Source organism: Streptomyces sp. NPDC043896 (assembly GCF_056435605.1).
Window position 1 is genome coordinate 48,493 of the sequence record NZ_JBWKEE010000029.1, and the last position, 23,416, is coordinate 71,908.

Consider the following 23,416-nt stretch of genomic DNA (forward strand, 5'->3'; position numbering starts at 1 on the left):
GCAACCCGTTTTGGACGCGAACCGACTTGCCTCGCGCGGTGTACTCCGCCGGGCATCCGGCCGCCTGGCCGCTCACCCACACCACGCTCCCACGAGCCGCAGTTCGGAGGCGCAGTTCCGGGGCGCCGTTCCTTCGCGCTCGCGGATGCCGCGTTGCCCTCCGGGCCGCGGGCCCCCGGGGGCACTCTCCGGCGGGGCGGCTGAGAGGGTGGCGGCATGAGCGAGGATTCCGGGGCACCCGTCCGCCACCGCGACCGGCACGTCTGGCTGGTGCGGTTCACCGACCGCATCCTCGTGGTCTGTCCGCGATGCGGCGGCCGCGCCAGTGTCGTGCCGCGGCCGGACCTCGCCGCGCCGCGCTGGTTCAGCGAGCTGCTGGTCATGCCGCGCCGGATGGCGTGCGCGGGGTGCGGGGCGGTGCGGGAGTGGACCGCCGAGCTCCGCGGCAAGGGTCTGGCCGGGGCGGTGATCGGCGGCACCGAGGACCCCTTCTTCCGGCTTCCGCTGTGGCTGCAGGCCCGGTGCGCCGGGCGGGTACTGTGGGCGTACAACGAGGCCCATGTCGAGGAGCTGTCCGGCTACGTGGGGGCCCGGCTGCGCGAGCGCGGCAACCTCAGCCCGACCCTGGCGATGATCCCGCGGCTGCCGGCCTGGATGAAGCGGGCCGGCAACCGGTCGGCCGTGCTGGCGGCCCTGAACGTGCTGCGCACCCTGGCGGACGCGGAGCACGCCACCGCGGCCCACCGCTCGGACGCGGCCCATCCGCGGGGCGATCGTCCTCGTCACCAGGGCAGCCTGTTCTTCCGCGGTGGCGCGTACTAGTGGTGTTCTGTCAGCTGGTGCCGTAGGGCTGCGGTGGGCGGCCCGCCGCGCGGCGTGGGCCGACTTCGCGGGCACCGCTCCTGGTGCGGGTGGGGTGTTCGCCGGCCCGCCGTACGTCCCTGACCCGCGGCTGATCGTGGCCGAGCCCGAGCCCTACGGCGGCCGCGACCGTTGTGCAAGTGGGCGGGGGCCGGTTGCGGCGACTCGCCCGCCGGCCGTGTTCCAGAGGGTGGTGTGAGCGGGCCGGGCAGGGGCAGGCGCGGCGGCGGGGAAGGCATCAGGAGTCTTCTCCACCGCCTGCCCGGCCCGGGCGGGCTCCACCCACCCACGGAGGTTCGGTCATGTCGCAGGTCAGGGAATCGATCGAGGTCAACGTCCCGGTCACCACCGCCTACAACCAGTGGACGCAGTTCGAGTCGTTCCCCGAGTTCATGGACGGGGTCGAGCACATCGAGCAGCGTACGGACACGCTCACCCACTGGGTGACGAAGATCGGCGGGGTGCAGCGCGAGTTCGACGCGGAGATCACCGAGCAGGTCCCCGACAACAAGGTCGCCTGGGTCACCGTCGGGGGTGAGACGGAGCAGTCGGGTCTGGTCACCTTCCGCCCGATCGACCCCTCCCATACCGAGGTCACCCTGATGATGGACTTCGACCCCGAGGGGATGGCGGAGAACATCGGCGACAAGCTCGGCTTCGTCGACCGTCAGGTCAAGGGCGACCTCAAGCGGTTCAAGCACTTCATCGAGGACCGTGGCAACGCGACAGGTGGCTGGCGCGGCAGCGTCTGACCCCACAACTCCCGCCCGCGGCCGGGCGCGAGCCGTGTCGCGGGGACGGGGTTTGGAGCCATGGATCGGGGACACACGCGCTGGTGACGGCGGCACGCCTCACCGGCTGGCGGACTCTTCGCGACTGGTGACCGCAGGCGGCACCCCTTCCCCCTGGGGCGGCCGCCTGCGGGCCGCCGTCACGGCACCGCTCCGTCGTCCCGCCGCAGGCACGGCCGGGCCGGGTGCATGCCTCCCCGTGCACCCCGGCCTGCCGTATCCCCCGGCGCCCGCTGACCACAGCGGCCCCCGGGCCCGTCGGCGGGGCGACGACCGGCCCTCATACGGCCTCGGCGCGGCCGCGGTCGCAGCGGCCGCACTCGCCCGCGCTCTCCTGGGGCGGAGGTCGCGAGCGCAGGCTGCGAAGTCGCACTGGCCGTGCCCCGCTCGATGTGATCTGTGGCTGCGGCTGCGGCTGCGGCTGCGGCTGAGGGCTGTGCTGCGGGGCGGGGGCTATGGGCCGGCTGTGAGGTGGGTGTGGATGGTTTTGCCGCCTCCTCGGGCGGGCCGGATGCCCACCTCCGTGGCGAGCCGCTGGATCGCCGGCCACCCGTGCCCGCCGCCGCCGGCCGGGTCGGCGTCGCGCCGCCTGGGAGGGGCGGGGCTGGTGTCGGTGACGTCGATGTCGATGCCGTCGCCGGCCCAGGCGAGGTCGAGGGTGCAGGGGCCGTCGGTGTGGCGCAGGGCGTTGGTCACGAGCTCGGTGGCGACCAGGAGGGCCGCGTCCTGGACCGGCTGGGGTATCGGGTGTCCGTGCGCCGTGGCTTCGTCCATGAAGCTCCGGAGTTCGTCGCGGGCGCGGGCCGCCGCCCCGGTGCCTTGATACCGGTGGTGACGTGGCTGGGGGTCGTCCATGGTCCCCTCCGGGTCCTGTGCGCGCTTGCGGCTGGACACGGCGCCTGCCCGGACCGGGCGCCGGTCATGCCCGGCCTGCGCCGGAGTACGGAGGCCCGGTCCGGGTCCGGGTCCCCGAGCGGCCGCCATCGGCGTCCGACACCCCCGGCGCGGGACGGGGACGGGAGGGCAGGCGGTGCGGGGGACGGCGCCGGCTCGTAGGCTGCCGACCATGACAGAGATCAAGACTCCGACGCCCCGGGACGCGTTCGACCTGCTGCTGTCGGGGAACCAGCGCTTCGTGGCGGGTACGCCGGAGCACCCGAACCAGGACGCCGTCCGCCGTACCGAGACCGCGCCGTCTCAGCGCCCGTTCGCCGTGCTGTTCGGCTGCTCCGACTCCCGCCTGGCCGCCGAGATCATCTTCGACCGCGGTCTGGGCGATCTGTTCGTGGTCCGGACCGCCGGGCACGTCGCCGGTACCGAGGTCCTGGGTTCGATCGAGTTCGGCGTCAGCGTGCTGAACGCGCCGCTGGTCGTGGTCCTGGGCCACGACTCGTGCGGCGCGGTCGCCGCGGCCTGCTCAGCCCTCGAAGACGGCCGGACGCCGGGCGGCTTCGTCCGGGACGTGGTCGAGCGCGTGACCCCGAGCGTGCTGGCCGCCCGCGCCGCCGGACGCGAGAGTGCCGAGGAGATCCTGGCCGAGCACATCGAGCACACCGTGGACCTGCTGCTGGAACGCTCCCGACTCCTGGCAGAGGCCGTGGCCGCCGGCCGGCTCGGTGTGGTGGGGATGTCCTACCGCCTGGCCGACGGCAGCGCGCAGCTCGTCACCACCCGCGGCCTGGAAGCGGCGGACAGCGCGTCCTGACCACCACGGCCGGCGCCGAGGCGGGATCACACGGCGCCGGGCCGCCTTCACACGGCGGGACGCGGACCCGCGGCACGCCGGAGCCGGTTGGCGATGGCCAGCCCCAGCCCTTCCTCTGCCGGCAGCGAGGCGATGATGAGGTCGCAGCCCTGATGGTCGAGCCGGCGCAGGAAACCGTACAAACCGCGACCGTAGGCGGCGGTCGAGGCGGGCAGTGCCACCACCGCGTGCGCCCTCACCGAGCTGTCGGCGGCGGAGGGCGGGAGGAGGACGCCGACCCGGTGCCCCAGCTCCTGCGCGAGCTCGGCTTCCGCGACGACCTTCTCCGGTTCGACGAGGACGACGCGGGCACGGGGGGCGTAGTGGGACGGATGCTGGCCGGGCACCCGGACACGGCTGGTGGAAGGGACCGCCGGCGGGTACCCGAGCACCGCTTCGAGATCCTCGCGGGTGACCCCTCCGGGCCGCAGGATGACCGGGACATCCCCCGTGACGTCGACGATGGTCGACTCGAGGCCGACCGTGCAGGCACCGCCGTCCAGGACGAAGTCGACCTTGTCACCCAGCTCGGCACGGACGTGATCGGCCGTGGTGGGGCTGACCGAGCCGAAGCGGTTGGCGGACGGCGCCGTGACGCCGCCACCGAACGCCGCCAGCAGCGCGAGCGCCACGGGATGGTCGGGCACCCGTACCGCCACCGTCTCCAGCCCACCCGTCGCCTCCAGCGGCACCCGGTGGCCACGCCGCAGGACCAGCGTCAACGGCCCGGGCCACAGGCGTGCCGCCAGCAACCGCGCCGGCGCGGGCACCTCCTTCACCCAGTCGTCCAGCTGGTCCGCGCCGCCGAGGTGGACGATCAGCGGATGCGTGGGCGGACGCCCCTTGGCCTGGAAGATCCGCGAGATGGCAGCGGGATCCTCGGCGTTGGCGCCCAGACCGTAGACGGTCTCGGTCGGGAGGGCCACCAGGCCCCCGGCGCGCAGGACGCCGGCCGCGTTCTCGATGTCACTGGTTGTTGCCGTCACCTCGCCATCTTCCCACCGCCGCGACGTCCTTCCCGCCGCTGCCCCGGCCGGGCCGCCCGGCGGCGCGTTCCCGGCGGGCCCAGGCCATGCCCGGTCGCGGGGCTGAGAGCCCGTGTGGACGGGACGCGTGGCCCGGGGCGCTCCGGAGTGGCCGCGCGGGGGTGGTGGGCCGGATGCTGGAAGGGAGTGCGGCGCTGCCGGTGGAGGAGGTGGCCGAGTGGAGGCGGAGCGCCTGCTGGGAGTACTGACCGGCCTGCTCGGTGACAGCCGTCTGGTCGGCTTCGACGAACTGCCGCCTCTGGTCGCCCGGCGGGCCGGGCAGGCCGGGATGGGGGATGCGCGGATCTACCTGGCCGATCTGCGACAGCAGGTCCTGAGGGAGTTCACCGGGCGTGGACCCGACGCCGCCGAAGGCGGTGAAACGCTCGCGGTGGAGGGCACCCTGCCCGGCCGCGCCTTCGCCTCCGTACGCCCGTCGCACGGCGGGGACGGGGAGCGGGGCCGCTGGTGGGTGCCGCTGCTGAACGGCACCGAGCGCCTCGGTGTCCTGCACGCCGACCTGGGCGACGGGGCCTCGGTGGAGGACTTGAGCGTGGTGGCCTCGCTGGTGGGCATGCTGGTGGCCGGCAAGAGCCTCGGCAGCGACGCCGCCGCCCGCCTGTCGCGCACCGAGGCGATGAACGTGGCCGCCGAGCTGCAGTGGAACCTGATGCCGCCGCGGGCCTTCGCCAACCAGGACGTGGTGGTGTCCGCCGTGATGGAGCCGGCCTACAAGGTCGGCGGAGACGCCTTCGACTACGCCGTCGCCGCGGACCACGTCCACCTGGCGGTATTCGACGCCATGGGCCACGACAGCCACGCCGCACTGGCCGCGAACCTCGCCGTGACCGCCTGCCGCAACCACCGCCGCCAGGGCACCGGCCTGGTGGCCACCACCGAAAGCGTCGAGCACACCCTGGTCGACCACTTCCACCACGACACCTTCGTCACCGCGGTCCTGGCCGATCTCGACACGGCCACCGGCGAGCTGCGCTGGATCAACCGAGGCCACCTGCCCCCGGTCCTGATCCGCGGCGGCCGCTGGGTCACCGCCCTGGACTGCCCGCCGGCGCACCCGCTGGGCACCGAGCTCGGCCTGCCCGTCACCCTGTGCCGCGAACAGCTCGAACCCGGCGACCGTCTCGTCCTCTACACCGACGGCGTCACCGAAGCCCGCGATGCCGGCGGCCTGCAGTTCGGACTGAACCACTTCACCGACTTCCTCATCCGCCACCACGCGGACGGCCTCCCCGTCCCCGAGACGCTGCGCCGCCTCATGCGCGCCGTCCTGGACCACCACGGCGACAGGCTCACCGACGACGCCACCGTCGTGGTCCTGGAATGGCACGGCCCCGGCCACGGCCCCAGCCCCGGCCCCGGCCCCGGCCCCGGCCACGACCCCGCCCTGCGCCCCGTCACCCCGGCCGGCGGTACCGCGGCGGAGCCTCCGCGGACCACGGCCCCGTCCAGGCCGTCCTTCCCGTCGGCCTGACCCCGCCGCTTCACGTGCCGCGCCGGTCGCGGCTGTCCTGGCGGAGCCGGTCGGTGTGCCGGGTCATGTCGTCGACGCGTTCGGCGAGCGCGGCGTCCTCGGACCTCAGGTGGCTCCGGGTCTCGGCCAGCGGGCCGACGAGCCGGGCGGCGTCGTTGTCGGCGAGGGCCAGGTTCAGGTCGCCGATCGCGCTCTCGGCGCCGGCCGGGAGGCCGGTGAGGGCGGTGATCTGTCCGGCCAGGCGGCGCAGGTCGGCGGCGTTGTCGCGGGCCCAGGCGTTCACGCTGCGGTCGGCGGCGCGCGTGTCGCGGGTGGCCTGGACGCGTTCCTCGCCGGTGCTGCCGGCCTTGCCGGGGCGCAGCCGCAGGTAGCGGCGTTCGGCGGCCTGGCGGCTGGCGACCCCGAGGGGCCCTGCCAGGTCGGCCCAGCTGGCGCCCTGACCACGGGCGGTCTCGATCAGGCCGGTTTCCCAGCCGGCGAGCTGCTCGCGTACCTCGCGCAGCGTCAGCAGTGCGGCCAAGGCCGGGTGCGGGCCCCTGTCCCCGGTCGTCGCGGGCGCGCCCGCCGACGGTCGCTGCGCGTCTTTGACGGCCTGGCTTATGGCCTCCAGCGCCGCGGCGGCGGCGAGGAAGGTGACGGGCGGGTTCGGTTCTGCGGCCTCGTTCACGACGGTCTCCGTTCGCGTCATCCTCTAGGCGACATCCTGCTTGTCATCGTTTCGATGACATGTTACAACAGTGGCACGTTGAAGCGCATTGGCAGTTCCTGCCTGAACCAACTGGAGGTGTTTCGCGATGTTGATGCGCACTGACCCGTTCCGCGAGATGGACCGGATCGTTCAGCAGCTCTCCGGCGCGTCCGGGACGTGGTCGAAGCCGTCCGTGATGCCGATGGACGCCTACCGCCAGGGTGACGTCTACGTGATCGCCTTCGACCTTCCCGGTGTCAGCACCGAGGCGATCGACATCGACGTCGAGCGGAACATGCTGACGGTCAAGGCCGAGCGCCGGCCCGCGGAGAAGGCCGACGGCGTGCAGATGGAGCTCTCCGAGCGGCCCCTGGGTGTCTTCTCCCGCCAGATCATGCTGGCCGACACCCTCGACACCGAGCGCATCGAAGCCGATTACGACGCGGGTGTCCTCACCCTGCGGATCCCGATCGCCGAACGCGCCAAGCCGCGGAAGATCAGCATCGGCGGCGATTCCGGCCGCCGGCAGATCTCGGGCTGAGCAGCCCGCCACCGGCGGCGGAGGGCGGGGAACCCCGATTCCCCCTCCGGCACCCCGCCCTCCGCGCCCGCCCCTCGCCCCTCCCCGGAGGTGGCGCCGAGATGCCGATGCGCCAGGAGGCGTTCCTGGAGCGCGTCGAGGAACACGGCGAGCACCGAACCCGGGAGGAAGCCGAACGCACGGCCGGCGTCGTCCGGCCCTGCCGGGCGCACACCCGGCCGGCACCGTACGGGCCGAGCTCGCCGCCCGCCCCCCGAGACCTACGCCGAGAAAGGACCGCAGCACCATGTACGACCAGCCTCGATCGAACCGGGCCCAGCCCGCCATGACGTTCGAGCAGATGCTGGAACGCGTGCGCTACGAAGGCGCCTACCCCACCCGCGAACGCGCCGAGGAAGCCGTCCGCACCGTCCTCGCCGCCCTCGGCCGGCAGCTCGTCGGCGACGAACGCGTCGACCTCGCACAATGCCTGCCCGTCGAAGCCGCCCTCGCCCTGACCGCCCAGATCCCCGCAACCGAACAGCTCACCGGCTGGGGCTTCGTCAAAGACCTGGCCGCGCGCAGCGACACCACCCCGGCCATGGCCCGCTGGGACACCGGCGCCGTACTCGCGGTCGTCACCCGCCTCACCGGCCCCGGCCTCCTCGCCCGCATCCTCCGCCGGCTCCCCGACGGCTACGCACTTCTGTTCGGCCAGGCGGAACTGCGGCAACAGCCCGCCAGGGAACCTCAGATGGAGCTTTCGGTCAGTGACCCGATCGGGGCTGCCCCGTAGCTGACCCCCGAGTCGCCTCGGACACGGTCGTCTCCGGCGCGGGCCCCAGCCGGCGGGCCGGTAATGAGAAACGAACAGCGGCCAGGCGCATGGGTGGCCAGTGGCAGGGCATGCGCTGCTGCGGAGGTTGATGACCATGGTTCCCCTGCTTCTCGTTCTCCTGCTCGTACTGCTCCTGTTCGGTGCCGGTTTCGCCGTGAAGATCCTCTGGTGGATCGCGATCGCGGTGCTGGTGCTGTGGCTGATCGGGTTCGTCGCCCGCCCGAAGGGCGGCAGCGGCCGCTGGTATCGCTGGTAGTGCGGCAGGCCTCGTTCCGCGTACGGGTGGCCCACTCCCACGGAGGGAGCGGGCCACCCGCACGTTCGGGATGTTCAGGGGCTCGTGGCGACGAAGGTGTGGGTGATGCCGGTCTGCCAGCCCGGCTGGGGCAGCACGCGGACGTCGGTGAATCCGGCGCGGCGCAGCCGGCGGGCGAACACGTCGGCCGTGTCGAAGTCGAGCACGCTGCGCCACAGGTGGCGATAGAGCGCCGCGTCGCCGTGGCGCCGGCCCCACGGCAGCACCACGGTGGCCATGACCGCCGACCACACGGCGCGGTCGACGGCCCGCCCGCTGAGCGCGTACTCGTGGACGGCGAGCCGGCCGCCCGGGCGCAGCACCTCACGCGTCCGGCGGAGCACGGCGTCGGGATCCGCGACGTTGCGGAAGAGGTACGCCGCGAAGACCGCGTCGTAGGGCCCGGTGACTCCGGCCTCGGCCATGCCCTCGACAGCGGCGTGGACGAAGGACACCCGGCCGGGCCAGGACTTGCCGCGGGCCCGGGCGAGCATGCCGGCGGAGGCGTCGACCCCGGTCACGGCCGCCAGGGGCGCGGCGCGCAGCAGCGCCGCGGTGGAGGCGCCGGTGCCGCAGCCGAGGTCCAGGACCGTACGGCCCGCGCCGCGCCCGGGGAGGGCGAGCCGGCGCGCGGAACGCCGCAGGTGCCGGTGGTAGCCGGGGCTCGCCGCGACCATACGGTCATAGGAGCCGGACGCGTGGTCGAAGGCCCCCGCCAGCTCGGCATCTCTCAGCACGGCCATGACCTGTACCTCCCGCCGGGTGACGACTTCCTCCCTCAGCTTCGCCCCCGCACCGGCGGAAGCGGCTCGGCGCGGCCGGTTCCTCCCGCCCTTCCGGACGGCCTGTGGGCCGCATGGCCCAAGAAATGGTGCATCCGGAGACGCGGGCGGTACGGAATCTCCCATGAGCCACTACGGCCGTACCGCCGGCAAGGGGAGATGCGATGCGCCCACCTGATCCGCTCGACGTCGACCAGGACGTGCCCGCGGCCGTCGGCGCGCACCTCGGCGGGGTGCTGGAGCGGCGCCTCGCGGAGGCGGCGACGACGGATGCCGTCTTCGCCGCGGACATCGCACGCAGGGTGGCGGACTTCGCCCAGGGAGGCAGCAGGCTCCGCTCGGAATTCGTGTGGTGGGCCCTGCGCGGTTGCGGCGGTGGGGCCCGCCAGACGCAGCAGGCCCTGGGGGTCGCGGCGGCGCTCGAACTGCTCCAGAGCTGCGCGCTGATCCACGACGACGTCATGGACGGCTCCCCCCTGCGCCGCGGCCGCCCCGCCCTGCACGTCCGGCTGGACGGCCAGTACGGGACGGGCGGACGCGACCTGCCGTGCGGCACGTTCGGCGGGGCGGCCGCCGTGCTCGCCGGCGACCTGGCCCTGGCCTGGTCGGACGACGCGTTCCGGCAGGCCGTCCGAGGCGCGCCGGCCGAGGTACGCGCCTCCGAGGTGTGGCGGGTGATGCGTACGGAGATGGTGGCGGGCCAGTACCTCGACCTGCGGGCCCAGGCCACACTCGCCAGGTCGACGACCCTCGCCGTGCGCACGGCCGTCCTGAAGACGGCGCTGTACACGGTGGGGCACCCCCTCGCGCTGGGTGCGGTGCTCGCGGGCGCTCCCGAGCCGACGGCGCAGGGGCTTCGGGAGGCGGGACGGTCGGCGGGCCTGGCGTTCCAGCTGTACGACGACGCGCGGGGGGCCTTCGGCGATCCCGCGGCCACCGGGAAGCCGGTCGGCGAGGACATCCTCGAAGGGAAGGCGACCTTCCTGCTCACCGTCGCACGGGAACGGTGCGTGCGCGCCGGCGACCATGCGGGGGTGCGCCTGCTGGACGAGGTGACGGGCGCGCCGGCCGCCACACCGGCCGACCTCGACCGGGTACTGGACCTCCTCGTCTCGTGCGGGGCGCGCGACGAGGCCGCACGGCGCGTCGAGGAACTCTGCGCCCGCGCCACCGCCGCCGTCGCCGGAGCCGGGCTGACGCCGCGGGCGGCGGACCGGATCGGCCACCTGATGCGCGCTGCCTGCGGTCTCGAAACCGCCCCCGGGAGGCCGTCGGCACCGGGGACCGCGACGGAAAGCGGCGATGCCGTCCTGACAGGGGAGAAGCGTTGAAGACCGTGACCGGTCCCACGGACCACGTCGTCGTCGTGGGCGCGGGCCTCGCGGGCCTGGCCGCCGCACTGCACCTGGCCGGCCGGGGCCGGCGGGTGACGGTCGTCGAGCGCGACCCGGAGCCCGGCGGACGCGCCGGCCGACTCGCGCTCGGCGGCTACCGGGTGGACACCGGCCCCACCGTCCTGACCATGCCGGACATCCTCGACGAGGCCTTCCGGGCCGTCGGCAGCTCGCTGTACGACCACGTCGAGCTGGTTCCCCTGCACCCCGCCTACCGGGCGCTGTTCGCCGATGGCACCCGCCTGGACGTCCACACCGACGGCGACGCCATGGAGGCCGAGATCGCCTCCTTCGCGGGAGCCCGGGAAGCCCTCGGGTACCGGAGGCTGCGCAGGTGGATGACGGAGCTGTACGACGTACAGATCCGCCGGTTCATCGACGCCAACTTCGACTCGCCCGTCCGGCTCCTCCACCCGGACCTGGCACGGCTGGCGGCGCTCGGCGGCTTCGGACGCCTGGACCGGGCCGTCGGCCGGTTCCTGTCGGACGAGCGGCTGCGCCGCGTCTTCTCCTTCCAGGCCCTGTACGCCGGCCTCTCCCCGTCGCGCGCGCTGGCCGCCTACGCGGTGATCGCCTACATGGACACGGTCGCCGGGGTGTACTTCCCGCGCGGCGGGATGCACGCCGTCCCCGTGGCCATGGCCGCGGCGGCGGCCCGGGCGGGCGTGGTGTTCCGCCACGGGGAGGCCGTCACCCGGCTGGAGCGCGGCGGGGGCCGCGTCACCGCCGTGGTCACCGCACACGACCGCATTCCGTGCGACGCGGTCGTCCTGACGCCGGACCTGCCGGTCTCCTACGCGCTGCTGGGCAGGACGCCCCGCCGGCCGCTGCGGCTGCGACACGCTCCCAGCGCGGTGGTGCTGCACGCGGGAACCGACCGCACCTGGCCCCAACTGGCCCACCACACCCTGTCGTTCGGCCGGGCCTGGGGTGCCGTCTTCGAAGAACTGACCAGCAGCGGGCGGCTGATGAGCGACCCCTCGCTCCTGATCACCCGGCCCACCACCACCGATCCCTCGCTCGCACCCCCGGGCCGCCACCTGCACTACGTCCTCGCCCCGTGTCCCAACACACGGACCGGTCCCACGGCGGCCCACTGGGGCGAACTCGGTTCCCGCTACCGCGACGACCTGCTGCGGGAACTCGAACGCCGGGGACTTGCCGGACTGGGAGCGTCGATCGAGCGGGAGAGCCTGGTCACCCCGGCCGACTGGACGGCGATGGGACACGCCGCCGGAACCCCCTTCTCCGTCGCCCACACCCTCGCCCAGACCGGCCCCTTCCGGCCGCGGAACCTCGTCAGCGGCACGGAGAACGCCGTCCTCGCCGGATGCGGGACCACCCCCGGCGTCGGCGTCCCCACGGTGCTGCTCTCCGGGAAACTCGCGGCCGCCCGCGTGGCCGGCACCGGACCGGCCCGATGACGGCACGCGAGCTGGACGCGGCGGGCATCACCGACCCCTCGCTCCGCGCCGCCTACACGGCCAGCCGGCGGCTGAACGCCCGGCACGGCAAGACGTACTTCCTCGCCACACGGCTGCTCCCGGTGGACCGGCGCGCCGCCGTGCACGCCCTCTACGGCTTCGCCCGCCACGCCGACGACATCGTCGACGACCTGGGGACGACGGCCCCCGCGAGCGCGCGGCGCGCCGCCCTGGACGCGCTGGAGCGGCAATGGCTGCGCGCCGTCCGGGGGGAAGACCCCGGCGAACCGGTCGTCCGGGCGGCGGCCGACACCCGCGCCCGGTACGGCATCGAAGCCCGCCACTTCTCCGACTTCCTCGCCTCGATGCGCAGCGACCTGTCCGTCGGCGAGTACCCGGCCTACGCCGACCTGCGGGCCTACATGCACGGATCGGCCGCCGTCATCGGGCTGCAGATGACGCCGGTGCTCGGCACCGTCGTACCGCGCGCCGAAGCCGAACCGTACGCCGCCGAGCTCGGAGTGGCCTTCCAGCTGACGAACTTCATCCGGGACGTGGGCGAGGACCTCGACCGGGGACGGGTCTACCTGCCCCAGGACCTGCTCTCCGCACACGGGGTCGACCGGGACCTGCTGACATGGAGCAGGCGGACCGGGCACCGGGACCCGCGGATCACCTCGGCGCTGCGGTCCGCCGCGGCTCTGACGAGAGAGGTCTACCGTGCGGCCGAACCCGGGATCGACAGGCTCGATCCGCTGACCGCGCCGTGCGTGCGCACCGCGTTCGTGCTCTACCGCGACATCCTGGATGCCGTCGAGAAGGACGGCTACGCGGTCGTCCACCGCCGCAGCGTGGTGGGCCGGCGCAGAAGGACGGCCGTCGCCCTGCGCGGACTGGCCGCCGCCCTCACCGCGCGCACCCGCGCGCGTACACGTACACGTACGCCGGCCGGCGGACCTGCGCCGACGAGGGATCCCAGATGACAGCAGACCCGCATCACGGCGCGCGGGAGACGGGAGCCGGAATGACCCCCGACGACAGGACGGCTGACGCGGAGCGCGGACGCGCCGGACGCAGGAAGGCCGTTCCGCTGCGGCTGCGCCGCGACCCCGTTCCCTGGGAGCGCCAGCGCCCGACGTGGCGCGATGCGAAGCCGGCCCTGATCGCCGGGGCGCTCGAACGCGCCCTGGCCCGCCCCTCGGGGAACTGGTTCGTCGTCGGGGCCAGCACCGAGCTGACCACCCGGCGTCCCCTCGGACGGACCGTCGCCGGGACGGAGGTCGTGCTCTGGCGCGACGCGGACCGCGTGCCCCACGCCGGGCCCGGGGAATGCCCCCACCTCGGGGCTCCGCTCAAGGACAGCGCCGTACGGTGCGGCCGGATCGTCTGCCACTGGCACGGCCTGGCCCTGGACGGCCGCCCCTTCGCCGGATGGTCGCCGTGGCCGGTGCACGACGACGGCGTGCTGCTGTGGGTCCGCCTGGACCTCGCGGGCGGCGAGCCTCCCACCGAACACCCGCCCGTCCCGCCCCGGCCCCCGCTGGAGGCGGCGGTGACGGCGGTGTACACGGGAGCGGGGGCGTGCGAGCCGCAGGACGTGGTGGCCAACCGCCTCGACCCCTGGCACGGCGGCTGGCTCCACCCCTACTCCTTCGTGGACCTGACCGTCCTGGAGCCTCCCGGCGACGGCCCGGCAGGCCCGGACGACGCCCTGGTCGCCGACGTGTCGTTCAAACTGGCCGGCCGGGTCGTGATCCCGGTCCGGGCGGCGTTCAGCGCGCCGGACCCGCGGACCGTCGTCATGCGGATCATCGCCGGGGAAGGGGAGGGGTCCGTGGTGGAGACACACGCGACACCCCTGACCGAACCGGGCACGCCACGGCCACGGACCGCCGTGGTCGAGGCCGTCGTAGCCGCCTCGGACCGGCGGGGATTCGCGGCGGCGCGGGTTCTGGCACCGCTGCTGCGCCCCGCCGTGCGTACGGCCGCCGGGCGCTTGTGGCGCGACGACCTGGCGTACGCCGAACGCCGCTTCACCCTGCGCAGCAGCGGCCGCTTCCCCGGCTGAGGAGACGGCCTAGTCCGCGCCGAGCCGACGGGCCAGCAGCCGCAGCGGGGCGGACCGGCCCCGGTCCGGGACGCTCCACAGGGTCTGCCCGCGCAGGCCCCACCGCCGCAGGTGGACGTTGGCCGCGAGGAACCCGGTGGTCGCGGCCCGCTCCATGAGCGCCACCGGCAGGGCGGTGGCCACGAGGTCCCCGGCGACGGTGACGGTCGGGTCGGTGGTCTCCACCGTGGGCCGGTCCGCATGGCCGCCGACGGCGAAGAGCGGGCAGTCCTGCCGCCACAGGTCCCGCCGGTCGACGATCCGCGCGGCCGAGGTCTCCGGGTAGACGCGGTGCAGCTGCTCGACGAGGGCGCGCGCGAGCCGCTGCGGCTCGGCCGCCGGATCCGCCGCGTAGGCGTGGAGTTCGACCACGCAGCCACCGCTCTTCGCGGCCCAGCGCGCCGCCTCGCCCTCCCAGGAGTTCAGCACGCTGACGTTGTCCAGGGGCCCGTAGCCGCTGGTGCCGAGGAAACCGGGACGGCCCGCGGCGACGGGACGGTCGAGCCAGAGCCGGGACACGAGGAAGGGCGGGGAGGTGCGGAGCCGGCCGACCCGGGCGCGCCACGCCCCGTCGCACAGACCGGGCGAGGCGGCTGCCAGGTCCCGCAGACCCGCGGTGTCCAGCGCCAGCACCACCGCGTCGGCGTGCTCGCTCCCGTGCCCCGTGCACACCAGGTGCCCCCCGTGCGGGGCGGGCTCGACGGCGGACACGGACGTGGCGGTACGGATGTCCGCACCGTGGCCCTCCAGGTACCGGGCCAGTGGATCCCACAGGGCCTGCGGGTAGGGCTCGTCGGGCACGTCGAAGAGGAGGCCCTCGGACGAACCGAGGAAGTAGATGTGGAACATCAGGGCGAGTTCGGCGGCCGACAGCTCCGCCGGATCGGCGAAGAAGCTGCGGGAGAACACCTCGAAGGCGAGGTGCCGGGCCGCGGCGGGAAAGCGGATGCGGTCCAGGAGTCCGAGCGCGCTGACGCCCTCGTACCGCCGGTGGACCTCCGCCGCCCGCACGTCGAACAGGGGAAGGGCCGCCCGGGGGTTCATCCCGAGCATCTCCCGCGGCTTGAAGCTGGGGCTGAGGGCGGCGAAGGCCACGGCGCTCCACGGAGGTGTCCGCGGGACCCGGGCGAAGCCGTCCCGCAGCCCCGAGCCGTGCACCAGCGGGTAGTCGGCCAGGGGGCGCAGCCGGTCGAGAGCGGGATCGACCCGCCTGAGCAGCCCCCGCAGGTTGTAGTACTGGCGGAAGAAGGCGTGGAAGCCGCGGCTCATGGTGACGGACGACCCGTCCGCGAGTTCCGTGGGCCACCCGGCCAGTCGCCCGCCGAGGGCCGCCTCGCGCTCGTAGAGGGTGACGTGGACCCCTCGCTCGGCCAGCACGGTGGCGGCGGCGATACCCGCGATGCCCCCGCCGACGACCGCGCACCGGGGCCGCCGCCCCACGGCCCTGGCAGCGCCGGGGTGCCCGTGCAAAACGACGGCCCGGCGATCGCGGCCGCGGCGGGCGGAAGCCGCACGGTCATCGGGGCTCATGGGCTCTCCTCAAGGTCGCGTTCGGGACGCCGGGCGAGCAGGGGCAGCTCGACGGCGGTGCGGAGCATGGCGAGGACCGGGGTGCGTACGCCGATGGAGAGCTCCTCGACCGGACGGGTCGTGCCGTCGAGGAACCGGAGCAGCCGCTCGGCGGGCACGCGGCGGAAGAGGCGGGTGAAGAAGTCGGGCCCGTCGACCCGGCCGGTGTCCAGAGCACGGAGCAGGACGGCGTCCATGGCGAGGGCCCTGGCCGGATGGGCCGGCGGCGGAACGGGAGTCCGGCCGGCGTGCACGGCGTCGGCCACGGCGCGGGCCTGCCGCTGGATGGCGGCGAAGGCGTAGCCGGTGGAGGGGCGGACGGCTCCCCCCGCCGCACCGATGCGGAAGACGTGCCGCCCGGGCCGCCGCTCGTACCGGCCGTCGCTCATCGGGATGGCACCCTGTTCCGTGCCGAGCACCCGGAAGGCACCCAGCCCCAGCACCCGGCCGGTGTAGTCGCGCAGCGCCCTCTCGTACGCGTCCACGGTCAGGGTCGAGCGGCTGAACTCGGTGTACTCGACCAGCGCCGCGTGGCGACTGGTGGGCAGTACGTACCCGAAGGACAGCCCCCGCTCCGGCTGCGGTGTGCGGAAGTCCATCAACTCGACCGTGCCGGCGTCGAAGGAGGGCCGTTCGCAGTGCACGAACCACCCCCGGAAGTGCTGCAACAGCGCGCTGCGCGCGGCGGGCGCGGCCGCCGGGGGCCGGGAGTCGTGGATCCAGCGGGCCCTGAGCGTGCGCACGCCACCGCGGTCGGTGGTGTACGTCAGGACCGCGCCGTCCGGCCCGTCGTCGATGCGCTCGGCCACTCCCGCCACCCGGCGCAACCCGGCCAGCCGCGGCCCGATGCCCTGCTCGAAATCGCCCGAGCGCAGCATCTTGTACCGCAGCTCGCCGAGGTCGCGGGCGGCCTCGCCGCCGTCGGGAGCGCGTACGCGCAGCCGCCGCCAGCTGGCGGTGAGCAGCGGCTCGTAGTCACCCGCGCCGGCCTCCCAGTAGCACCAGGTGCGTTCGGGAGGGCGGAGCGGCCCGGGCGGAGCGTCGACGAGGACGACGTCGGGAGGCCGGACACCCGGCGGCGGGTCGAGCAGCCGCCAGGCCAGCGAGAGCCCGGCCGCGCCGGCACCGACGATGACGATGTCGCAGCTGTCCGTCGTGGTCCGCACCGGGCTCCGTTCTCCGCACCAGCTGATCGCCGTCGCGTGGTCCGGAGACGGAAGTCTCCGCGCGGGGCCGAGCAGGTCGAGCGTGGACGAAGCTATCGCGACGGACGCCCTCACAGCGGCTCATCGGACGATCGCGTCGTGAGCGCGGCCGGGGGACGCCGGCCCCGCCGGCTCGCCGGGTGCCCCCTGCGGCCCCCTCTCCGGGCCAGGCTCGGTCCCGGACCATGCCGGGCCACCCGCGCCCCGGCCGTCTGAGCACCCCGTAACGGGGCAGGCGGCAGGAGGACGGAGGACGGAGGACGGAGGGAGGCCGGATGCCCGGGATCCGTGACGCGTTCGGCCGCGCGAGAGCCGCTGCCACGGCGCTGGGTGAACGCCGGGCGCGGGAACTGGCCCGTCGTGACGCCGAAGAGGCGGCCGAGCGGGAGCGCGCGGCACGGGGCCGCCTCGCCCGCTCCCGCGCGCCGGATCCGGCCCGTGCGGTGCCCTGGGGCATGCGGGTCGCGGCCGAGGCCGCCTGGCGGTTCCTGGTGCTCGCCGCCGCCCTGTGGGTGGTGATGCGGGTGATCGGTTCCGTCCGGCTGGTCGCGCTGGCCTTCGCCGCCGGCCTGCTGATCACCGCGCTGCTCCAGCCGACGGTCGCCCGGCTGCACCACTGGGGCCTGCCCCGGGGGCCCGCCACCGTCGTCACGGCCCTCTGGGGGTTCCTCGTACTCGGGCTCATGGGCTGGTTCGTCGTATGGCAGGTGCTCGACAATCTGGACAGCCTGTCCGAACGGCTCCAGGAGGGCATCGCGGAGCTGAAACGGTGGCTCCTCGACAGCCCGTTCCACGTGACCGAGCAGCAGATCAGCGACATCACCGAACGTCTCAGCGACGCGATCGGCAGCAGCACCAGCGAGATCACCTCCACCGGCCTGCAGGGGGTGACCGTGCTGGTCGAGGTCATCGCCGGCATGCTCCTGGCGATGTTCGTCACGCTGTTCCTGCTCTACGACGGCAGGCGCGTCTGGGAGTGGACCCTGAGGCTGGTGCCGGTCGCGGTGCGGCCCGCGGTCGCCGGAGCCGGCCCGCCGGCCTGGCGGACGCTCACCGCCTACATCCGCGGGACGCTGGTCGTCGCCCTGATCGACGCGGTGTTCATCGGCGTCGGAATCCACTTCCTCGGAGTTCCGCTCGCCGTCCCCATCGCCGTGGTGATCTTCCTGGCCTCGTTCGTCCCACTGATCGGCGCCATAGCCTCCGGCGCGCTCGCCGTGATCGTCGCGCTGGTGACCCAAGGCGTCTTCACCGCGCTGATGACGCTGCTGGTGGTGCTCCTCGTCCAGCAGATAGAGGGGCACATCCTCCAGCCGTTCATCCTGGGGCGGGCCGTCCGGATCCACCCCCTGGCCGTGGCGCTGTCCGTGGCGTGCGGCGGGCTGATCGCCGGTATCGGCGGAGCCGTCGTCGCCGTCCCGCTGGTGGCCGTCGCGAACACGATGGTCGTGCACCTCCGCGCCCACCCGGCCGACGCAGCGCCCGCGCCGGGGTCGGACGCCGGCGCGACCGCGACCGCGACACCGGCCCCGGACCCGGACCCCACGGCTCCTGCGACACCGCCGGGTCCCGGCGCTCCCGCGGAGTCCGTGAAGCCCTCGCGGCCCGACTCCCCGGGACCCGGGCCGCCGGACCGCCCGCCCGGCGCCACGGGGTGAGCCGTCCGCCGTCACCGCCCCGATGTAGCTTTCCCGCATGATCGGAGACGGCAGTGAGGCACGCGAGTGGATCGGTTCCGGGGGAGGGCCGCTCATCCTGGTACCCGAACTGGTCCTGCCGTCCTGGCAGGGATGCGACTTCGAGTCGGCCACCGGCGATGACGACTACGCCAGGGCCTGCGAGGTAGAGGGCTACCTCGGCGTGATCCCCGTCGGGCACGCGGAGGCCCTGGTCCTCGGGGAACCGTGGTCCACCACCTACGCGCCGGAGCACGGCTGCCTCGTGTCCTGGATCGGCGCCGACTCGGAGGCAGCAGTCCTCGACGGCGTCGCACCGGCGCTTGAGGCCGGGGCGTGGGAGTCGGAGCTGCTCTGGCAGGTTCCAGGGCCCGTGGTCCTCCTGGACTCCCCTCAGCCCGGCGTTCCAGAGCCCGATGCCGATCTCGGCGGCCCCGACCGGCTGCGCATCGACCTGGAACCGGGACGCTATCTGGTCCGCGCCGCCCATGCCCGGCCGTCACCCGGGACGACCATGGTCCTCGTCGGACTCACACGGCTCTCACCTGCCATGCCGGCTGGACGTCACCGAGGACGACGACGTCCGCGCCCTCACCCGTAGCGTCGAAGCGCAGTCCGGGCGCCTCGACGTCCTCGTCAACAACGCCGCCGTCAACTACGACACCTCCCGGCGGGCCGTCTCCGTCGACCTCGACGAGGTCGACAGCACCCTGCGGACCAACCCCTCTTCCACCTCGCGCGGTGCCGGACGGTCGTGCGGAGGGCCAGAATTTCGGTGCGTGTCGGGGGCAGGTCGGTCAGACTTGCGGCATGACAGCGAGGATCAGCCGTATCAACCCCGATCAGTTGCACGAGACGCCGGGCTACCACCACATCACCGTGGTGGAGGCCGGCCGAACGGCCTATCTGGCGGGGCAGTGTCCCCTCGACCAGGGCGGTTCTCTCGTCGGCGCGGGCTCCCTCGTCGAGCAGATCGATCAGGTCGTCGTGAACGGGCTCGCTGCCCTCGCGGCGGTGGATGCTCAGCCCCAGTACGTGGTGCGTTCGGTGATCTACGTGCGGAGCGATGACCGGGAGGACCTGGGCCTTGCCTGGCACCGGCTTACCGCTTCCGCCCTCGGTCCTGCCTTCACGTCCGCCAGCACGCTGTTGGGGGTTGCGCAGCTGGGCTTCGCAGGGCAGCTCGTCGAAGTGGACTTGACCGTCGCGCTGCCCGACTGAGCGGCCCTTGCACCTCGGCCGCGAGCTTCGCCGAGGCCCGCTCGGCCCGCGGCAGCGTCCCGGGACCGTGCCGGAGACCCGGCTCGGCAAGGCCACCGACTCGTGACGGCGACCGCGTGCCGGTCGGTTCACCGTGGACGCGCCGGACCGGCCGGTGGGCGCCTTCTCATTCCACCCGCTGCGCCCGCCCAGTGCGGTCAGCCGTTCCTCGCGTTGCCGGGCATGTATCGCGGAGGCTCGTTGGCACTGCGCGAGCTGACTTCCCGATCCGCGGACCGGGTCACGGACATTGCCGAGCAGCCGCATCGCGGCGATGGACCTCGTCCTTCCGTCCTCCCACTCAGTGGACCGGCTGAGCCGATGCCCTCCACCCGGACGGACTGCCGGGCCCTGGGACTCAGGCCGGCGGCCGGCGCTACCGGGATGGGGTGAAACCGGGCTCGGCCGGTCCCGCTCATGAGGACGGCGTCCGGCCCCCTCAACCGCTCCCGGCTGCCGGTTCCTTGAGGGTGATCGCCCCGGAGGGGCACATGCCGACAGCCATCCGTACGGCCGGTGGCACGTCGGCGTCCGGCCGGTCGTGCTCGGCCCGCAGCAGGACCACCAGCCCGTCATCGGCGTCCTGGTCGAACACTTCCGGGGCGGTCATGGCGCACATCCCGGCGCCGATGCAGCGCTCGCGGTCGATGCTCAGGCGGGTCGTGCTCACTTCTCGTCCCAGGTGACCGGGAGGCTCTTGACCCCGTAGATGTCGGCGGTCTCCGGGCGCAGACGGACTTCGCCGGCCGGTACGGCCAGGCGCAGCGTGGGGAAGCGTTCGATCAGGGCGCGGAAGGCCACTCGCATCTCGACGCGGGCCAGTTGCTGGCCCAGGCACTGGTGGATTCCGTGGCTGAAGGCCAGGTGCCCGTCGTACGGCCGCCGGATGTCGAGCGCGTCGGCGCCGGCGAAGCGTTCGGCGTCGCGGTTGGCGGTGTTGATCGACAGGACGACCGTCGTGCCGGCCTCGACGATCTGGCCGCCGACCTCGACGTCCTCCAGCGCCGTCCGGTGGAAGGTCTTGGCGACGCTGAGGTAGCGCAGCAGCTCCTCGACCGCCCCGTCGGTGAGCGAGGGGTCCTCGCGCAGCGCGGCCAGTTGCGCCGGGTTCTGCAGCAGCGCGAAGGTGCCGAGGGACAGCATGTTGGCGGTGGTGTCGAAGCCTGCCGCCAGCAGGATGAGGCTGATCCCCTTCAGCTCCTCATCGGTCAGGTCGCTGTCCGTAAGCTCGCTGAGCACGTCGTCGGTGGGGTTCGCGCGTTTGGCCGCCACCAGCTGTGCGAGGTACTCCTGGGTCGCGGTGTATGCGGCGATCAGCTCCTCGTCGCTCACCTCCCCGCCCATGAACGCGTCGATCTGCTCCTGGAAGGAGGCGCGGTCCGCGTACGGCACGCCCAGGATCTCGCAGATCACGATGGTGGGGATGGGCTTGGCGAACGCGGTCACCAGGTCCGCCGACGGCCCGGACTTCTCCATGGCGTCCAGGCACTCGGTGGTGATCTGCTCGATGCGCTCGGTGAGCAGCCGCATGCGTCGTACGGTGAACTTGCCCACCAGCGGCTTCCGGTAGCGGCTGTGCTGCGGATCGTCCATCAGGAGGAACTCGCCGGGCGGTGCCGGGGGAAGCTCGAAGTCGACCACGTTCATCAGCTCCTTGCGCGAGCTGAACCGGGGGTCGGCCAGGACCGATCGGACCAGGTCGTATCCGGTGATCAGCCAGCCGGGCTTCCCGCCGGGGTGGGTGAAGCGGCTGATGGGGCCGTGCCGCTGGGCATCGGTCAGCTCTGCCGGAGGATCGAAGGGGCAGCCCGCCCCGCGTGCTGCCGGCATCGCCGCGACCGTGTGGACGGACTCGCTCATGACCCACTCCTCATCTCGCGATATGACGCGTTTGACGACTCTTGAAAGCTACGTTGCATTCATGGCTGGGTCAATCAACTGAATCCATAACAGCAGGTAAATGGCGGCAAATTGATGCAATGGTCTGCTCTCGAATGCAACGCGGCATTGCAATGAATGGGAGCGAAGGCAATACTGGCGCCATGCCAGGAGGACGGTTGACCCAGCAGGAGCGCCAGCGCATCGCGGCCGGACTCGCCGACGGCCTGTCCTATGCGGAGATCGCCAGGCGGCTCGAACGTCCGACCTCGACGATCAGCCGGGAGGTCTCACGCAACGGCGGACCGGCCGGCTACCGGCCCCAACAGGCCCATCAGGCAACGGTCCAGCGGGCGCGGCGGGCCGCACCGGCACCCCCAACCGCGGACCGGTCGTCCGGCGGCGCGGCGGAGGACGAGATCGTCGAGCTGGCGGTCAGGTCCGGGATGCCGAGGATGACCGCGCGCGTGCACGTCGACCTGCTGCTCTCCGAGGACGGCAGGCGCACCGCGGCGGAGCTGACCAGCAGACTGCAGGTCAGTCCGGCTTCCGTCTCCGTGGCCGTGAACCTCCTGGTCCAGTACGGGTACGTCAGGCGTGAGCGCGATCCGCAGCGGCGTCGCGATGTCTACGTGGTCGACGACGAGGCCTGGTACAACTCGATCGTGATCAGCGCGCGGCAGACGCTCGAAGCGGCACACGCCTCGATGGCGGCGGCGGAGGCGTTCGGGCCGGACAGCCCCGTGGGGCAGCGGCTGGTCAGGGGCGGATCGTTCCTGGAACGGGTCATCGGTGACATGACGGAGTCGGCCGACCGCTGGCGTCCCCTGCTGACGTGACGGAGGCCTCTTGGTCTCCCTGTGGAGCCAACGTGCGCCCTCAGCCCGCGATCGCCGCCGAAGGCGTCGCATCAGACGCGTCTTCCGGTCTCTGGGGCCCATGAGAGGCGTACGCGCGTGCGCGGCGGCTGCGCGGGCTGCTGGGCCGGGAGTACCGGGAGGTGTACGTGGGGGCGGAGCCGCGCACGGTCGCGGACGTGCGCCGGATGCTGGCGCTGCTCCCCGGCGTCATCCTCGACCACGCGGAGGCGCGCAAGGACCCGGAGAGGGGAGAGTTCCTCCACGTCGACCTGGACCCACGAACGGCCACCGACGCGGAACTCGCGGCGGAGGTACCGCTCGACCTCGTCCACACGAAGCTCCCGCCGGGTGTCCGCGAGGAGGAGTTCGTCCGGGCCGTGGGTGCCGGCCCGGCATCCGTCGCCTGGGAGGGTTGCCGGCCACCATGCGGTCATCCTGCCGGCACGGGCAGGGGCCCCGCCGCCGGCGGGGCCCCTGTCGTGGTGACGGCGTCGGCCGTAGTGCTCGGATCAGGTGTCGGACCCCGGGAGGGGCCGGGGATCGGTCGTTCCGTCGGGACCCGGGGCGGGCGGAAGCGGACGGCGGGAGTTCTCGTCCTGTTCGACGGCGCGGGCGATCTCGTCGAGCAGCTCCCGCGCCGACTCGGCCCCCGAGGCGTTCGTACCGTCCACCGTGATCACGGTGCGCCCGCCCTCGCGGTCCTTCTCCCAGGACACCGAGAAGCGCGTTGCCCGCAGCCCGATCCAGGACTGCACCACGGCGCCGAGCGCGAGCAGCCCCGCCGCGCCCACCTCGGCGATCAGCCCGTACAGGTCTCCGCCCAGGGTGCCCGGCCGGATCGGTACGTGCAGTTCCTCGACGCGTCCCAGGGTCGGCTCGGCGTCGAGCATGGCCGCGAGATCGCGCCAGTCGTCGGCCTCCACCGAGTCGGCGGGCGCGTCCGAGGTGAAGCTGATCCTCATGTCGATCCTCCGGTGTCGTGTGTGTGTCGTGGTACGTGTGCGTTC

The 23,416-nt window shown here is 73.6% G+C and carries 24 protein-coding genes and 1 pseudogene; 16 read left to right on the forward strand and 9 right to left on the reverse strand.

The window, feature by feature from the left end; all coding sequences use genetic code 11:
* Positions 1-216 precede the first annotated feature (216 nt).
* Positions 217-822 carry a hypothetical protein gene (locus AC069X_RS32430; RefSeq protein WP_478734260.1) on the forward strand — a complete coding sequence of 202 codons (606 nt, stop codon included), beginning with the start codon at positions 217-219 and terminating at the stop codon, positions 820-822.
* Between the two features lie 341 nt (positions 823-1,163).
* Positions 1,164-1,613, forward strand: a complete 450-nt coding sequence (locus tag AC069X_RS32435) for an SRPBCC family protein (protein WP_478734262.1) — start codon at positions 1,164-1,166, stop codon at positions 1,611-1,613.
* 492 nt (positions 1,614-2,105) lie between these two features.
* Here the strand turns inward: AC069X_RS32435 and AC069X_RS32440 are convergent, their stop codons facing one another.
* On the reverse strand, positions 2,106-2,507 hold the full coding sequence (locus AC069X_RS32440; RefSeq protein WP_478734264.1) for an ATP-binding protein: 402 nt from the start codon (positions 2,505-2,507) through the stop codon (positions 2,106-2,108).
* Positions 2,508-2,718: 211 nt separating this feature from the next.
* Here AC069X_RS32440 and AC069X_RS32445 point away from each other — a divergent pair, with 211 nt between their 5' ends.
* A complete protein-coding gene (locus tag AC069X_RS32445; RefSeq protein WP_478734266.1) occupies positions 2,719-3,357 on the forward strand; it encodes a carbonic anhydrase in 639 nt (212 codons plus the stop codon).
* Between the two features lie 47 nt (positions 3,358-3,404).
* On the opposite strand, the gene AC069X_RS32450 is transcribed toward AC069X_RS32445, so the two are convergent.
* A complete protein-coding gene (locus AC069X_RS32450) occupies positions 3,405-4,382 on the reverse strand; it encodes an L-threonylcarbamoyladenylate synthase (protein WP_478734268.1) in 978 nt (325 codons plus the stop codon).
* Positions 4,383-4,599: 217 nt separating this feature from the next.
* Between AC069X_RS32450 and AC069X_RS32455 the strand changes: the two genes are divergently transcribed.
* Positions 4,600-5,913, forward strand: coding sequence for a PP2C family protein-serine/threonine phosphatase (locus tag AC069X_RS32455; protein WP_478734270.1), 1,314 nt, complete (start codon positions 4,600-4,602; stop codon positions 5,911-5,913).
* A gap of 10 nt (positions 5,914-5,923) precedes the next feature.
* On the opposite strand, the gene AC069X_RS32460 is transcribed toward AC069X_RS32455, so the two are convergent.
* Complete coding sequence (locus tag AC069X_RS32460; RefSeq protein WP_478734272.1) at positions 5,924-6,580, reverse strand: HSP18 transcriptional regulator; 657 nt, start codon at positions 6,578-6,580, stop codon at positions 5,924-5,926.
* A gap of 127 nt (positions 6,581-6,707) precedes the next feature.
* On the opposite strand from AC069X_RS32460, the gene AC069X_RS32465 reads away from it, so the two are divergent.
* The 3 genes from AC069X_RS32465 (at position 6,708) to AC069X_RS32475 (ending at position 8,215) form a co-directional block, all read left to right on the forward strand.
* Complete coding sequence (locus AC069X_RS32465; RefSeq protein WP_478734274.1) at positions 6,708-7,142, forward strand: Hsp20/alpha crystallin family protein; 435 nt, start codon at positions 6,708-6,710, stop codon at positions 7,140-7,142.
* Positions 7,143-7,428: 286 nt separating this feature from the next.
* Positions 7,429-7,917, forward strand: a complete 489-nt coding sequence (locus AC069X_RS32470; RefSeq protein ID WP_478734276.1) for a DUF2267 domain-containing protein — start codon at positions 7,429-7,431, stop codon at positions 7,915-7,917.
* 136 nt (positions 7,918-8,053) lie between these two features.
* Positions 8,054-8,215, forward strand: coding sequence for a hydrophobic protein (locus AC069X_RS32475; protein ID WP_478734342.1), 162 nt, complete (start codon positions 8,054-8,056; stop codon positions 8,213-8,215).
* Positions 8,216-8,289: 74 nt separating this feature from the next.
* Here AC069X_RS32475 and AC069X_RS32480 read toward each other — a convergent pair whose 3' ends face one another.
* On the reverse strand, positions 8,290-8,997 hold the full coding sequence (locus AC069X_RS32480) for a class I SAM-dependent methyltransferase (protein ID WP_478734278.1): 708 nt from the start codon (positions 8,995-8,997) through the stop codon (positions 8,290-8,292).
* A gap of 203 nt (positions 8,998-9,200) precedes the next feature.
* Between AC069X_RS32480 and AC069X_RS32485 the strand changes: the two genes are divergently transcribed.
* From AC069X_RS32485 to AC069X_RS32500, 4 genes are read left to right on the forward strand one after another with little or no spacing between them, the layout of a single operon-like run.
* Entirely contained in the window at positions 9,201-10,367 is a 1,167-nt protein-coding gene (locus AC069X_RS32485; protein ID WP_478734280.1) for a polyprenyl synthetase family protein, read from the forward strand.
* A complete protein-coding gene (gene crtI, locus AC069X_RS32490) occupies positions 10,364-11,854 on the forward strand; it encodes a phytoene desaturase family protein (RefSeq protein WP_478734282.1) in 1,491 nt (496 codons plus the stop codon). The genes AC069X_RS32485 and crtI overlap by 4 nt, the downstream gene beginning before the upstream one ends.
* Positions 11,851-12,837: a phytoene/squalene synthase family protein gene (locus AC069X_RS32495; RefSeq protein ID WP_478734284.1), complete on the forward strand. Its 987-nt coding sequence runs from the start codon at positions 11,851-11,853 to the stop codon at positions 12,835-12,837. The genes crtI and AC069X_RS32495 overlap by 4 nt, the downstream gene beginning before the upstream one ends.
* A 41-nt stretch (positions 12,838-12,878) precedes the next feature.
* Entirely contained in the window at positions 12,879-13,922 is a 1,044-nt protein-coding gene (locus AC069X_RS32500) for a DUF5914 domain-containing Rieske (2Fe-2S) protein (RefSeq protein ID WP_478734286.1), read from the forward strand.
* 9 nt (positions 13,923-13,931) lie between these two features.
* Here AC069X_RS32500 and AC069X_RS32505 read toward each other — a convergent pair whose 3' ends face one another.
* The gene (locus AC069X_RS32505) at positions 13,932-15,491 is read right to left on the reverse strand and encodes an FAD-dependent oxidoreductase (RefSeq protein WP_478734288.1); all 1,560 of its coding nucleotides are present in this window, start codon (positions 15,489-15,491) and stop codon (positions 13,932-13,934) included.
* Complete coding sequence (locus AC069X_RS32510) at positions 15,488-16,696, reverse strand: lycopene cyclase family protein (protein WP_478734290.1); 1,209 nt, start codon at positions 16,694-16,696, stop codon at positions 15,488-15,490. The genes AC069X_RS32505 and AC069X_RS32510 overlap by 4 nt, the downstream gene beginning before the upstream one ends.
* Before the next feature lie 314 nt (positions 16,697-17,010).
* On the opposite strand from AC069X_RS32510, the gene AC069X_RS32515 reads away from it, so the two are divergent.
* From AC069X_RS32515 to AC069X_RS32530, 4 genes and pseudogenes are all read left to right on the forward strand, one after another.
* Entirely contained in the window at positions 17,011-18,393 is a 1,383-nt protein-coding gene (locus tag AC069X_RS32515) for an AI-2E family transporter (protein ID WP_478734292.1), read from the forward strand.
* 37 nt (positions 18,394-18,430) lie between these two features.
* Positions 18,431-19,012 (forward strand): Imm21 family immunity protein, encoded by a 582-nt coding sequence (locus AC069X_RS32520; protein WP_478734294.1) that lies wholly within the window; start codon positions 18,431-18,433, stop codon positions 19,010-19,012.
* A pseudogene (locus AC069X_RS32525) lies at positions 18,969-19,091 on the forward strand (SDR family oxidoreductase); the annotation flags it as partial. The gene AC069X_RS32520 and the pseudogene AC069X_RS32525, both read left to right, overlap by 44 nt.
* A 130-nt stretch (positions 19,092-19,221) precedes the next feature.
* Complete coding sequence (locus AC069X_RS32530) at positions 19,222-19,632, forward strand: RidA family protein (RefSeq protein ID WP_478734296.1); 411 nt, start codon at positions 19,222-19,224, stop codon at positions 19,630-19,632.
* A gap of 478 nt (positions 19,633-20,110) precedes the next feature.
* Here the strand turns inward: AC069X_RS32530 and AC069X_RS32535 are convergent, their stop codons facing one another.
* Positions 20,111-20,341 carry a ferredoxin gene (locus AC069X_RS32535; RefSeq protein WP_478734298.1) on the reverse strand — a complete coding sequence of 77 codons (231 nt, stop codon included), beginning with the start codon at positions 20,339-20,341 and terminating at the stop codon, positions 20,111-20,113.
* Positions 20,338-21,531, reverse strand: a complete 1,194-nt coding sequence (locus AC069X_RS32540) for a cytochrome P450 (RefSeq protein WP_478734300.1) — start codon at positions 21,529-21,531, stop codon at positions 20,338-20,340. The genes AC069X_RS32535 and AC069X_RS32540 overlap by 4 nt, the downstream gene beginning before the upstream one ends.
* Before the next feature lie 182 nt (positions 21,532-21,713).
* Between AC069X_RS32540 and AC069X_RS32545 the strand changes: the two genes are divergently transcribed.
* Positions 21,714-22,388 (forward strand): GbsR/MarR family transcriptional regulator, encoded by a 675-nt coding sequence (locus AC069X_RS32545; protein WP_478734302.1) that lies wholly within the window; start codon positions 21,714-21,716, stop codon positions 22,386-22,388.
* 530 nt (positions 22,389-22,918) lie between these two features.
* Here the strand turns inward: AC069X_RS32545 and AC069X_RS32550 are convergent.
* Complete coding sequence (locus tag AC069X_RS32550) at positions 22,919-23,371, reverse strand: effector-associated constant component EACC1 (protein WP_478734304.1); 453 nt, start codon at positions 23,369-23,371, stop codon at positions 22,919-22,921.
* Positions 23,372-23,416 lie beyond the last annotated feature (45 nt).

What these genes read in the sequence shown, in the direction of transcription:
- AC069X_RS32440 (WP_478734264.1), bottom strand. Translation starts at nt 2,507, where the DNA reads ATGGACGACCCCCAGCCACGTCACCACCGGTATCAAGGCACCGGGGCG.
- AC069X_RS32495 (WP_478734284.1), top strand. Translation starts at nt 11,851, where the DNA reads ATGACGGCACGCGAGCTGGACGCGGCGGGCATCACCGACCCCTCGCTC.
- AC069X_RS32485 (WP_478734280.1), top strand. Translation starts at nt 9,201, where the DNA reads ATGCGCCCACCTGATCCGCTCGACGTCGACCAGGACGTGCCCGCGGCC.
- AC069X_RS32445 (WP_478734266.1), top strand. Translation starts at nt 2,719, where the DNA reads ATGACAGAGATCAAGACTCCGACGCCCCGGGACGCGTTCGACCTGCTG.
- AC069X_RS32545 (WP_478734302.1), top strand. Translation starts at nt 21,714, where the DNA reads ATGCCAGGAGGACGGTTGACCCAGCAGGAGCGCCAGCGCATCGCGGCC.
- AC069X_RS32505 (WP_478734288.1), bottom strand. Translation starts at nt 15,491, where the DNA reads ATGAGCCCCGATGACCGTGCGGCTTCCGCCCGCCGCGGCCGCGATCGC.
- AC069X_RS32480 (WP_478734278.1), bottom strand. Translation starts at nt 8,997, where the DNA reads ATGGCCGTGCTGAGAGATGCCGAGCTGGCGGGGGCCTTCGACCACGCG.
- AC069X_RS32430 (WP_478734260.1), top strand. Translation starts at nt 217, where the DNA reads ATGAGCGAGGATTCCGGGGCACCCGTCCGCCACCGCGACCGGCACGTC.
- AC069X_RS32530 (WP_478734296.1), top strand. Translation starts at nt 19,222, where the DNA reads ATGACAGCGAGGATCAGCCGTATCAACCCCGATCAGTTGCACGAGACG.
- AC069X_RS32550 (WP_478734304.1), bottom strand. Translation starts at nt 23,371, where the DNA reads ATGAGGATCAGCTTCACCTCGGACGCGCCCGCCGACTCGGTGGAGGCC.
- AC069X_RS32540 (WP_478734300.1), bottom strand. Translation starts at nt 21,531, where the DNA reads ATGAGCGAGTCCGTCCACACGGTCGCGGCGATGCCGGCAGCACGCGGG.
- AC069X_RS32500 (WP_478734286.1), top strand. Translation starts at nt 12,879, where the DNA reads ATGACCCCCGACGACAGGACGGCTGACGCGGAGCGCGGACGCGCCGGA.
- AC069X_RS32520 (WP_478734294.1), top strand. Translation starts at nt 18,431, where the DNA reads ATGATCGGAGACGGCAGTGAGGCACGCGAGTGGATCGGTTCCGGGGGA.
- AC069X_RS32465 (WP_478734274.1), top strand. Translation starts at nt 6,708, where the DNA reads ATGTTGATGCGCACTGACCCGTTCCGCGAGATGGACCGGATCGTTCAG.
- AC069X_RS32470 (WP_478734276.1), top strand. Translation starts at nt 7,429, where the DNA reads ATGTACGACCAGCCTCGATCGAACCGGGCCCAGCCCGCCATGACGTTC.
- AC069X_RS32515 (WP_478734292.1), top strand. Translation starts at nt 17,011, where the DNA reads ATGCCCGGGATCCGTGACGCGTTCGGCCGCGCGAGAGCCGCTGCCACG.
- AC069X_RS32435 (WP_478734262.1), top strand. Translation starts at nt 1,164, where the DNA reads ATGTCGCAGGTCAGGGAATCGATCGAGGTCAACGTCCCGGTCACCACC.
- AC069X_RS32475 (WP_478734342.1), top strand. Translation starts at nt 8,054, where the DNA reads ATGGTTCCCCTGCTTCTCGTTCTCCTGCTCGTACTGCTCCTGTTCGGT.